Raw genomic sequence first — 11,882 nt, 5'->3', positions numbered from 1 at the left:
AAAGGCTTAAACGTCCATTATTATTTGTTAATACCTCCACCAAAGGCTTAGGCAAGTCATTATAATATGTTAACGGCTTCGTTAAATGAAAAAATCACAATTATAATTTTATAAAAGCGAGGGCAATACATTAGGCAGGCAATTATTAGTTGTTAATACCAATTTAATTTCAAAAGTATCTTTAGAAGCTGTTTAAATTTATTTTTAGAAATTTTTATCGAAGAAAAAAGACTCAGAATAAGGCAAATTTGATGCGGATAGTGGTTCTATTTAACGCAATTATGAGGTTTTTGGCTTATGAAAGAGCTAAAGGATAAATTTTTAAACAGTTTCTAATTTTAAGCCCGATCAATAGTTGCTTCCCAAAAATACATTGGAGGATTACACTCCTTGAAACCTTCCGAAAGGTAAAGGTTTTGAGCTGTTTGATTGTCGTTTCGAACCTCTAAGGTTATTTTGCAGCAATCTATCTTCCTGGCAATGGCTTTAACAGATTGCATTAAGAACCGCCCTACACCTTTCCCCCTATAATCAGGTAAAACTATTAAGTCATGAATGTTTATGAGGGAAGACATCTTGAAAGTTGAGAAATTCACAAAGCAATTTGCCAAAGCAATATATTCATTCTCATTTTGCACTAAAACCCCAATATAATTAGCCTGTTTTTGCAATCCACGTACTAATTCTTGAAATGAATCGGGGTGTAATGGCTTTTCACAGCCCATCCGATCCAACATATACGCATTCATTAAATTGAACAATGCAGTCTGATGATCCGAATCATCAAGATTCAGCTCTACAAAGGAAAAAGGAAGTGTTGTCATGTTTTCGGTTTGTAAAAGCATTTACAGTTTGGAAATCTATTTTAAAATTACACTTTAAAACGCCAGGTTTCAATCTCATATTTTTTTACTCTTGTCCCCAGCATTCTCTCTGTAATGCAAAGCAATTCAGCTGCTTTTGTTACATTCCCGGCCGTAGTCGTGAGTGCGTCCCGAATCAATTGTTTTTCAAGCTGCTCAACCACAACCATCATTCCACCTTCCATTACACTGTTTGTTGAATCGGCAGTTTGAAGAGTTGGAGGTAAATCGTAACTATGAATAACATTATCTTTCGTCATTATGCACGATCGTTCAATCACATTCTCCAGTTCCCTAATATTTCCCGGCCAACGATGAACCATCAACATATTTACTGCAGATGTTGTAATTCTTTTAATTTGAAAATTATTCTTCCGATTAAACTTATCGATAAAATGATCAACCAAAATTGGAATATCATCTCTTCTGTGTCGTAAAGGAGGAATAAATATTGGAAAAACATTAATTCTGTAATAGAAATCTTCTCTAAAATCACCATTCTCAATTAGCTCCTCCAAATTACGGTTTGTTGCTGCCACTATTCGCACATCAACCTTAATGGTTTTAGATCCCCCCACACGTTCAAACTCTCTTTCCTGCAAAACCCGTAACAATTTTACTTGCGTAGATAAAGGCAAATCACCAATTTCATCGAGAAATATTGTTCCCCCATCGGCCAATTCAAATCTCCCCTTTCGCATTTGATCGGCACCTGTATAAGCTCCTTTTTCATGTCCAAAAAGTTCACTTTCAATTAAGCTTTCCGGCAATGCAGAACAATTTACTTTAATGAGCTTACGATCCTTTTGTTTGCTTTTGGCATGTATTTCCTCAGCAAATAGTTCTTTTCCAATCCCGCTTTCGCCACGCAACAAAACCGTGCTGTTTGTTTGGGCCACCCGACTTACCAATGCATACAAATCACACATTTTGCCTGAGTTACCAATAATGTTATGCGGTTTTTGGCTATCGAGCTGACTTTGCAATTCTCTGTTTTGTTCTCGTAATGCTTCTAATTCTTCAAGCTTAGCTTGCTTATATCGGGCCGTTTTTGCAATCATCGATCCAACAATACTCAATAGCTGAATATCCTCATTAACAGAAATGTTGGAATTGTAAATTCTCACAACACTTAAGGCACCCGTTACAACATTATCAAGCAAAAGCGGCACACAAATAAAAGTTAACTCGTGTCCGTCTTTTGTAAGTTCCGTTTTAATTTTGTTGATAAAAAGTTTCGATTTTGATATTTCAGAAATAACAACAGGCCTGGCCAATTCAACAACCTTACCTATAATTCCTTCACCCAAATTGTACTTTCCCCTTGCTTGCTGCGATGCACTTAATCCATAGGCAGCCTCAATCATCATCCGGTTTGTTTGCCGATTAAAAATCGTGATAAAACTTCTTTCGGCATTCAAATGTTTCACCAAACAAGCTAATATCGGAGATAAATCCTTTTTTAATTCATTACTGTTCAAAAGTCTTTGGCTTATATCGAAAAGAAGAGACATTTCATTAAAACCATAACATTCGTCGCCTGCTTTTTTGCATTTTAAACTCATAAGCGAATATTTAAGGGGGTACATCTGCAAAATTATAAAAAAAGCAACAACACCCCTACAAAATATACAAATCATTTAGTAATTTATACATATTGCAAATCACACCCCATTAAAAATACAGCCTGGCGCAAATAAAAATATATAAAAAACCAACACACCCCCATTTAAACAATTCCCATCACTTACAAAACCATTTTGGAACAATTTGAATCCTAAATTCAAATTTTGTTTAAAATACATTTCTGTATGAATCAAATAATCAAACAGATCGAAATCCCTTACTGAACCAACGATTACACACTTAAATTCAAATATGTACTCCAAAACCATCTTTCCTACAAATTTGTAGGAAATCGAAGTGCCTGCAATGCAAAACAAATACGGACAAAACAACAATAAACACCTCTGCAATAAACACTTAAGAACCACAAAACAACAAAAACAACAAAGCTAAAAAAGCAAATGGTACGCTTTATGAATACGGCTTGGCAACTATTAACCCAAATAAAAATAACAGACATGAGAAAAATTGCCATTTACGGAAAAGGTGGAATTGGAAAATCAACTACAACCCAAAACACTGTAGCAGGTCTAGTTGAAGCTGGAAAAAACATCATGGTTGTTGGATGTGATCCCAAAGCCGACTCCACAAGATTATTATTAGGAGGATTAGCTCAAAAAACAGTTCTTGACACACTGCGCGAAGAAGGAGAAGATGTTGATTTGGATGATATTGTTCGTCCTGGTTACGGTGGAGTAAGATGCGTTGAATCAGGAGGACCTGAACCAGGAGTTGGTTGCGCCGGTCGTGGAATTATTACTTCGATTAATATGTTGGAACAGTTAGGTGCCTGGGATGACAAATACGAAATAGACTACACATTCTACGATGTGCTTGGTGATGTGGTTTGCGGAGGTTTTGCAATGCCAATCCGTGAAGGTAAAGCGGAAGAAATTTACATTGTTGTTTCTGGTGAAATGATGGCCATGTATGCTGCAAACAATATCTGTAAAGGAATTCAAAAATATGCACAGAACGGAGTTGTTCGTTTGGGAGGCTTAATTTGCAATTCACGTAATGTTGATCACGAAAGTGATATGATTGAAGAATTAGCACGAAAACTGGGCACACAAATGATTCACTTTGTTCCCCGTGACAATGTTGTTCAAAGAGCTGAAATTCATCGTAAAACAGTAATTGAATATGAACCGGAACATGGTCAGGCCGATGAATACCGTAAATTATCCAATGCGATCAATGATAATGAAATGTTTGTAATTCCTACACCTCTGGAAATGGAAGAACTGGAAAAACTTCTAATCGATTTTGGTATTGACGCCTAATAAATCCTACCCAAATTACAAAACACATTATTCCAAACATTTAAAACAATACAGACTATGTTAATGATAAAAGCAATAATCCGCCCTGAAAAAACCAATAAGGTCTTAAAAGCTCTGTTTGAAGCTGGATACATCGCTGTAACAAAAATGCCGGTGGTTGGCCGCGGTAAGCAGCGGGGAATCAAAATAGGTGATGTTACTTACGATGAACTGCCTAAAGAAATGCTGATGATGGTTATTAAAGATGAAGACAAAGACTTCGCCATCAATACTATTTTGGATGCTGCCCGATCCACTCCAAAAGGAGCCTTCGGTGATGGAAAAATATTCGTATCTCCAGTTGATGAAGCCTATACAATAAGCAGAGGTACCAAAGAATTATAAACCTAAAAACTCGAAGGTATGAAGTGTATAATGTCCATTATCAAGATTAATAAAATGAACAAAACCAAACGGGCTTTGCGTGATGCCGGATTTTCTTCGATGACTGCAACAGGTAGTGTATTCGGACGCGGCAAAGGCCTTTGGGATGCTAAAGTTTTAGAAGGTGTAAAGAATGATCAGCCTGAAGCATTGGAGCTTTTAGGAAAAGAACCCAGACTTCGCCCTCAACGCCTGCTTCAAGTTGTTGTTCCGAACCATAAGGTATCAGAATGTATCGAAACAATAATCGAAGCCAATCAATCAAAAAGCCCAGGAGATGGTAAAATTTTCGTTTTGCCTGTAAATGAAGCGATACGTGTAAGAACTGCAGAAAGCGGTGATCAAGTTCTGGATAATTAAACGAAAAGCTATGGTAAAAAAATTAGATATAACACAGGGTTTGCCGGATCCATCGAAAGTGATGGATGAGATCATGGCAAAATACCCGACAAAGATTGCTAAAAAACGTCAAAAATCATTGGTGGTTAATGATCCTGCCGAAGGAAAAGAAATTCAAGCCAACGTAAGAACCATTCCGGGAATTATTACTCAACGAGGATGTACTTACGCAGGATGTAAAGGGGTAGTATTAGGCCCAACAAGAGATATTATTAATTTGGTTCACGGGCCAATTGGCTGCAGTTTTTACGCCTGGCTTACAAGAAGAAACCAAACCAGACCTGCTGAAGGAGAAGATAACTTTATTACCTACAGTTTTTCTACCGACATACAGGATTCTAACATTGTATTTGGTGGTGAAGCTAAGCTAAAAGATGCCGTTCGCGAAGCATTCGAGATTTTTAAACCCAAAGCAATTGGCATTTTCTCAACCTGCCCTGTTGGTTTAATCGGAGATGATGTGCACTCAGTATCCCGCGAGATGAAAGAGGAATTGGGAATTAATATTTTCGGTTTTAGCTGCGAAGGATACCGCGGTGTATCTCAATCGGCGGGTCACCACATTGCAAACAATGGTGTATTCAAAAATGTAATCGGCAACAACAACAGAGACCGTATTGGCAAATTCCAAATCAATCTGCTTGGCGAATACAATATTGGTGGTGACGCTTTTGAATTGGAAAGATTGTTTGATGAAGCTGGAATCACTTTGCTGTCCACTTTTAGTGGTAACTCTACGATCGAAAGTATGGAATATGCTCATACCGCTGACCTTAATCTGATTATGTGTCACCGCTCCATCAATTACATTGCTGAGATGATGGAAGAGAAATATGGTATTCCTTGGGTGAAAGTTAGTTTCATTGGTGCAGAAGGCAGTGCAAAAGCTCTTCGTAAAGTCGCTGAGTATTTTGATGATGCTGAGCTAAGTGCAAAAGTGGAAGAGATTATAGAACGCGAGATGAAGAAAGTGGAAGTGGTAAGAGAAGCTGTAAAAGCAAAAACAGAAGGCAAATTAGCCATGATGTTTGTTGGAGGTTCAAGAGCTCATCATTATCAGGATTTATTCTCGGAAATAGGTGTAACCACAGTATCGGCAGGATATGAATTTGCTCACCGTGACGATTACGAAGGCAGAGATGTTATTCCAAGCATAAAAATTGATGCCGATACCCGAAACATTGAAGATCTGACTGTTGAGAAAGATCTTGAATTATACCGTGAAGACTTAGCTGTAAAAAAAGAAAAACTTCTTAAAAATGGTTACGAATTCAGCAACTATGACGGTATGATGTCCGAAATGAAAAAGAACTCACTGGTTATTGATGACATCAACCATTGGGAAACTGAAAAGCTGATTGAGTACTATAAACCTGATATTTTTTGTGCCGGTATTAAAGAAAAATATGTGGTACAAAAGTCTGGAGTTCCATTGAAACAATTACACAGCTACGATTACGGTGGACCCTATGCCGGTTTTGAAGGAGCAATCAATTTCTATCTGGAAATGGAGCGCATGCTCTGCACAAGAATCTGGAAAATGGTGACTACACCTTGGAAAACCGACCCTGAAATTGTTGGAAGTTTTGCCATTAACGAATAAAGGAGGACAAATAGATGTTATTAAATCATACAACAAGTAAAATAGTAGAGAGAAAGGCCTTAACGGTAAATCCGGCGAAGACCTGTCAGCCTATTGGTGCAATGTATGCCGCATTAGGAATACACGGATGTTTGCCTCACAGTCATGGCTCACAAGGCTGCTGTTCTTATCACAGAAGTACTTTAACCCGACACTACAAAGAACCCGTAATGGCTGCAACCAGTTCATTTACCGAAGGTTCATCTGTTTTTGGCGGACAAGCAAACTTACTGCAGGCAATCACAAATATTTTTACCATATACGAGCCGGATATAATTGCAGTGCATTCCACATGTTTATCAGAAACAATTGGCGATGACTTAGGTCAGATTGTAAGTAAGGCTGCATCGGATGGTAAAATTCCGGAAGGAAAGCACGTGATACAGGCTCCAACTCCAAGTTACGTAGGTAGTCATGTAACTGGTTATGCCAATATGCTGGAAGGTATTGTAAAATATTTCGCTAAAAAAAGCGATAGTCTTAAAAATCAGCTGAATATTCTCTCTGGTTGGGTAGAACCTTCTGATATGAGAGAATTAAAAAGAATTTTAAAACTAATGAAGGTGAAAAATGTTTTGCTTCCTGACACTTCAGATGTTTTGGATTCGCCTATGAACGGGAAATTTGAAATGTATCCGAAAGGAGGAACTACAATTCCTGAAATGGTAAGCATGGGTGACAGCCTTCATACCCTTGCCTTGGGTGAATGGGCAACGGAAAAAGCAGCTATCAATCTCGACAATCAGTGTAAAGTAAAATTCAGCATACAGGATCTGCCAATTGGTATTCAGGCAACTGACCGTTTTATTCAGTCACTGGCAAAACTTGGATCTGTTTCTGTTCCTGAATCCATTAACGATGAACGTGGACGCTTAATTGATGTGATTACTGATATGCACCAATACCTGTATGGTAAACGTGTAGCATTATGGGGTGATCCCGATCAATTGATTCCATTAGCAGAGTTTTTGGTAGACATGGATATGAACCAGTTTACATTGTTTCAGGAACTCCCGGTAAAACATTCGAAAAAAGAATGGAAAAGATTCTAAGCAAAAGTGTACCAGAGGCCAAATATAAAAATGGTGCCAATGCCGATATGCTTTTAATGCACCAATGGATCAAAGAAAATCCTGTGGATCTGTTAATTGGAAACACCTATGGAAAATACATTTCGCGAGATGAAAAGATTCCATTTGTACGAATGGGCTTCCCTATTATCGACCGCGTTGGACACAGTTATTTTCCAACACTAGGTTATATGGGAGGATTGAGAATTCTTGAAAAAATTCTTTCAGTACTTATGGATCAGCAGGATGCAACTTGCCCTGAAGAATCATTCGAGTTGGTAATGTAGTGATGCGATGAAATGAAGGAGGTTACTGGCTAATTTGCAAATCATACCCTTTTCTCATAGCTAGGATAAAACGTCTCCCACCTCCTTCATTTTTATCACTCGTTTTGAATAAAAACCAATACGAAGAAAAATTTCTTCCCTCTCAATATAAACCTGTGCATTACACATATATAACTAACGACAATGGAGAGAATAATCAAAGAACGATCCACTCAGGTACACACAATAGGAACATCAGCCCATGATTTAGATTGTGAGAAGAAAAGCTTAGCCGGAAGTGTCAGCCAACGCGCCTGTGTATTTTGCGGCTCTCGGGTTGTACTTTATCCCATTGCCGATGCACTGCACCTGATTCACGGCCCCATAGGTTGTGCCGCTTACACCTGGGATATCCGCGGTGCATTATCCTCCGGACCACAATTGCACCGCTTAAGTTTTTCGACCGATTTACGCGAACGTGATGTGGTTTTTGGCGGAGAACCAAAACTCTATACTGCACTTACTGAATTAATTGAAGCCTACAAACCGAAAGCAGCATTTGTCTACTCCACCTGTATTGTAGGTGTTATTGGCGATGACGTTGAAGCAGTCTGCCGAAAAGTATCTGCAGAACAAAAAATTGATGTACTGCCGGTTATGGCGGAAGGTTTTAAAGGCACAAAAAAAGACGGGTACAAAGCTGCCTGCGATGCTTTGGCCAAACTTGTCGGCACAGATAATGAATTTCAGGCACCTCCTTTTAGCATAAACATTTTAGGAGATTTTAATTTGGCCGGGGAGCTGTGGATGCTAAAGGAATATTACGAAAAAATTGGCGTAAACATCATTACCTGCCTTACCGGCGACGGCAGAATAAATGAAATTCGTCAGGCACACAAAGCCTCTATTAATGTGGTTCAATGCTCCGGCTCCATGATGCATCTGGCCAAAGAAATGGAAGAAAAATACGGCATTCCATTCATTAAAGTATCCTATTTTGGAATAGAAGATATGGCTGATGCCCTTTACGAAGTAGCCGGCTTTTTTAAGAACGATGAAATGCTTCAAAAAGCAAAAGAATTAGTTTCATCTGAAATTAAAACTCTACTACCTGCTTTGGCACCATTCAAAGAAAAATTACAAGGCAAAAAGGCCGCGATTTATGTTGGTGGTGCCTTTAAGGCAATCAGCTTGGTGAAAGCCCTTCGGTTAATTGGAATGAAAACCGTAATGGTAGGATCACAAACCGGAAACAAAGACGATTACAATTTGCTTAAAAAATTGTGCGATGAGGGAACCATTATTGTTGATGATTCGAATCCGAATGAACTTTCAGAATTTGTAAAAGAAAAAGGAGTCGACCTCTTTATTGGCGGCGTAAAAGAACGTCCGATTGCCTACAAATTAGGAATTGGGTTCTGCGATCACAATCACGAAAGAAAAGAAGCATTAGCCGGCTTTGAAGGCATGCTAAACTTTGCAAACGAGGTTTACGCCTCGGTAACCAGTCCTGTTTGGAAATTCTTTAAACGCTAACTCACATGGAAAAAATCCCAACTTTATCATATATCAGACCATTTGTATCAACACGAAATGCGTGTAAACTGTGCTCACCCTTGGGTGCCTGTATTGCGATAAAGGGCATTGAAGGTTGCGTTCCTGTAATTCACGGTTCTCAAGGGTGCGCCACCTACATTCGCCGTTACATGATTAGTCATTACAAGGAGCCTGTAGATATTGCATCTTCCAATTTTAGCGAAGAAACTACCATTTTTGGAGGAGAGGCAAATTTAAAAACTGCACTAACCAATGTTACCAATCAATATCAGCCAATGGCAATTGGTGTTGCTACAACATGCCTGAGCGAAACCATTGGGGAAGACGTTGCATCACAACTAAGTCACATAAGAAACGACAGCACCAGTTCCAATTTACCTAGTTTGTTTACCGTTTCAACACCAAGTTATCAGGGAACTCACATGGATGGATTTCATGCAACAGTATTAGCTGTTGTCAAAAACTATGCGAAAAAATTACCATCTGCTGACAAGATCAATTTTTTCCCAGGCTTTGTTTCACCTTCAGATATTCGGCATATCAAAGAAATAGTAGCTGACTTTGATCTTACAACAACAATTTTACCCGATTACTCGGATACTTTGGACAACCCCGTTTGGGATCAATATTATCGCGTACCAAAAGGAGGTACTCCAATATCAGAGCTTGAAAAAATGGGAGAAGCCTACGCATCGGTTGAATTGGGTGTTTTTACTGCAGTAAAACAAGGCGGGCAAAATGGAGGAACTGAAGTCAGCGGAGCATCGTGGCTGGAAAGTGAACACAGCGTAAAAAACCACCAATGCCTTTTACCAATTGGCATGAGCAATAGTGATTCTTTATTTGATATTCTAAGTAAAATAAGCGGGAAAGACATTCCTGTGAAATATCAAATGCAGAGAGGTCGCTTACTGGATTCTTATGCCGATGGACACAAATACATTTTTGGAAAAAAGGCTGTGGTTTACGGCGAAGAAGATTTAGTTCTGGCCTTGTGTTCATTTCTTGATGAAATAGGAGTCGAAGTTGTTTTGGCAGCCTCGGGAGCAAACAGCGGAAAGCTTCAAAAAGAAATCATCAGACATTGTCCGGAACATGGAAAAACCATCAAAGTAATTAGTGATTCTGATTTTGAACAAATCAATGAGGCGTGCAATACAATTAAACCAGACTTTCTAATCGGAAACAGCAAGGGAAATTACATTGCCGGCAATTTCAATATTCCGCTGATAAGAGTTGGCTTTCCTATTCACGATCGAATTGGAGGACAACGGATTACTCTTCTTGGTTATCAGGGGACTCAGGAATTATTCGACAAGGTAGTAAATGCCATGATTGAATACAAACAAAACAATTCTCCTATCGGATATAAATACATGTAAAAGAGAGCATTTACAATTAATAAAAGTTAAGAAATCTCACATAAAAGTCGCATCATGAAAGATTTATCAACTCATCCTTGTTTCAACAAAGACGCACATCATAAATATGCCCGGGTACATTTGCCCGTAGCTCCAACTTGTAATGTGAAATGCAACTATTGCAATCGAAAATTCGACTGTGTAAACGAAAGCAGACCCGGAGTTACCAGCAGCGTTTTATCACCCGATCAGGCATTAAGCTATCTTATTAAATTGGTGAAAATAATGCCGGAGCTTAAAGTGGTTGGAATTGCAGGACCTGGCGATCCTTTTGCCAATCCTACCCAAACCATGAAAACGCTTCATTTGGTTCGGGATAACTTTCCGGATATGCTGCTTTGCCTATCTACAAATGGCTTAAATGTAGCTCCTTATATCGATGAATTAAAAGAGCTGGACGTATCTCATGTTACAATCACTTTAAACAGCTTACGCCCCGAAACTTTAGCAAAAGTTTACAGTTGGGTACGACACGACAAAAGAGGATATTTTGGAGCGCAAGCCGGAGAATATCTACTTCAAAGACAATTGGAAGCAATAGCCAAACTAAAGGAAGCCGGCATTACTGTAAAGGTAAATACCATTATAATGCCGGGAATCAACGATCATGAAATTGCAGAAATTGCAGAAAAAATTGCATCACTTGGAGTGGATTTAATGAATACAATTCCATTGTTTCCGGTAAAAGATACCGCCATGGAACACATGGAGGAACCTACTCCTGATTTTATGAAATCCTTACGTAAAAAAGTAGAAGTATTTCTTCCTCCGATGTCTCATTGCGCACGATGCAGAGCCGACGCGGCAGGATTACTCGGAAAAGATTCTGCAGAAGCCGCCAAGTTACTTTCCGAAACAGCTCTTCTTACAGTTGAAAAAGGAGAAGAAAGACCTTGTGTTGCAGTCACCTCTATGGAAGGAATTTTGGTGAATCAACATTTGGGTGAAGCAGATCGAATTCACGTTTTCAGGGAAACACCCAAAGGATACAAACTGGTAAATGTTAGGGCAACTCCCGACACGGGTCAAGGCGATTCCCGTTGGGAAAAACTAGCGGAAACTTTGGCTGACTGCAGAGCAATTTTAGTTGGAGGAATCGGCAAAAAACCAGCAGGTATTCTAGGTCGAAGCGGAATTAAAATCATCGAGATGAGCGGACTAATCGACCAAGGCTTGGATTCTGTTTACAAAGGCACCGAACTTCGTTCCCTATGCAAAACCGAAATGACAAAATGTGGAACAGGATGTACTGGTTCTGCTACCGGATGCGGTTGATAAAACAACAGCCAAAATTCAAATGATCAATTAAAAACACATAAAATCTTTATCATC

At 39.0% G+C, this 11,882-nt stretch carries 9 protein-coding genes and 1 pseudogene; 8 read left to right on the top strand and 2 right to left on the bottom strand.

Annotation, left to right across the window (positions count from 1 at the left end):
• Positions 1 to 338: 338 nt before the first annotated feature.
• Together ACY0M5_RS06945 and ACY0M5_RS06940 are read right to left on the bottom strand one after the other, a co-directional pair.
• Positions 339 to 824, bottom strand: coding sequence for a GNAT family N-acetyltransferase (locus ACY0M5_RS06945; RefSeq protein WP_461631250.1), 486 nt, complete (start codon positions 822 to 824; stop codon positions 339 to 341).
• Positions 825 to 871: 47 nt separating this feature from the next.
• Positions 872 to 2,428, bottom strand: coding sequence for a sigma-54 interaction domain-containing protein (locus ACY0M5_RS06940; protein WP_461631249.1), 1,557 nt, complete (start codon positions 2,426 to 2,428; stop codon positions 872 to 874).
• 519 nt (positions 2,429 to 2,947) lie between these two features.
• Between ACY0M5_RS06940 and nifH the strand changes: the two genes are divergently transcribed.
• From nifH to ACY0M5_RS06900, 8 genes and pseudogenes are all read left to right on the top strand, one after another.
• Complete coding sequence (gene nifH, locus ACY0M5_RS06935; RefSeq protein WP_101310083.1) at positions 2,948 to 3,772, top strand: nitrogenase iron protein; 825 nt, start codon at positions 2,948 to 2,950, stop codon at positions 3,770 to 3,772.
• 57 nt (positions 3,773 to 3,829) lie between these two features.
• Positions 3,830 to 4,156: a P-II family nitrogen regulator gene (locus ACY0M5_RS06930; RefSeq protein WP_101310082.1), complete on the top strand. Its 327-nt coding sequence runs from the start codon at positions 3,830 to 3,832 to the stop codon at positions 4,154 to 4,156.
• Positions 4,157 to 4,174: 18 nt separating this feature from the next.
• The gene (locus ACY0M5_RS06925; protein ID WP_101310081.1) at positions 4,175 to 4,555 is read left to right on the top strand and encodes a P-II family nitrogen regulator; all 381 of its coding nucleotides are present in this window, start codon (positions 4,175 to 4,177) and stop codon (positions 4,553 to 4,555) included.
• Positions 4,556 to 4,565: 10 nt separating this feature from the next.
• Entirely contained in the window at positions 4,566 to 6,197 is a 1,632-nt protein-coding gene (nifD, locus tag ACY0M5_RS06920) for a nitrogenase molybdenum-iron protein alpha chain (protein WP_321318272.1), read from the top strand.
• A gap of 14 nt (positions 6,198 to 6,211) precedes the next feature.
• Positions 6,212 to 7,593 (top strand): annotated as a pseudogene (nifK, locus tag ACY0M5_RS06915) (nitrogenase molybdenum-iron protein subunit beta).
• A gap of 183 nt (positions 7,594 to 7,776) precedes the next feature.
• Entirely contained in the window at positions 7,777 to 9,108 is a 1,332-nt protein-coding gene (gene nifE, locus ACY0M5_RS06910) for a nitrogenase iron-molybdenum cofactor biosynthesis protein NifE (protein WP_461631248.1), read from the top strand.
• Between the two features lie 5 nt (positions 9,109 to 9,113).
• The gene (locus ACY0M5_RS06905; protein WP_156195219.1) at positions 9,114 to 10,511 is read left to right on the top strand and encodes a nitrogenase component 1; all 1,398 of its coding nucleotides are present in this window, start codon (positions 9,114 to 9,116) and stop codon (positions 10,509 to 10,511) included.
• A gap of 54 nt (positions 10,512 to 10,565) precedes the next feature.
• The gene (locus tag ACY0M5_RS06900) at positions 10,566 to 11,825 is read left to right on the top strand and encodes a radical SAM protein (protein WP_461631247.1); all 1,260 of its coding nucleotides are present in this window, start codon (positions 10,566 to 10,568) and stop codon (positions 11,823 to 11,825) included.
• Positions 11,826 to 11,882 lie beyond the last annotated feature (57 nt).

It is taken from the genome of Labilibaculum euxinicum, assembly GCF_963678175.1.
GTDB classification, from domain to species: domain Bacteria; phylum Bacteroidota; class Bacteroidia; order Bacteroidales; family Marinifilaceae; genus Labilibaculum; species Labilibaculum euxinus.
Note: the sequence above shows the minus strand (reverse complement) of the source record. Positions and strands in the feature narration are given on the sequence as shown.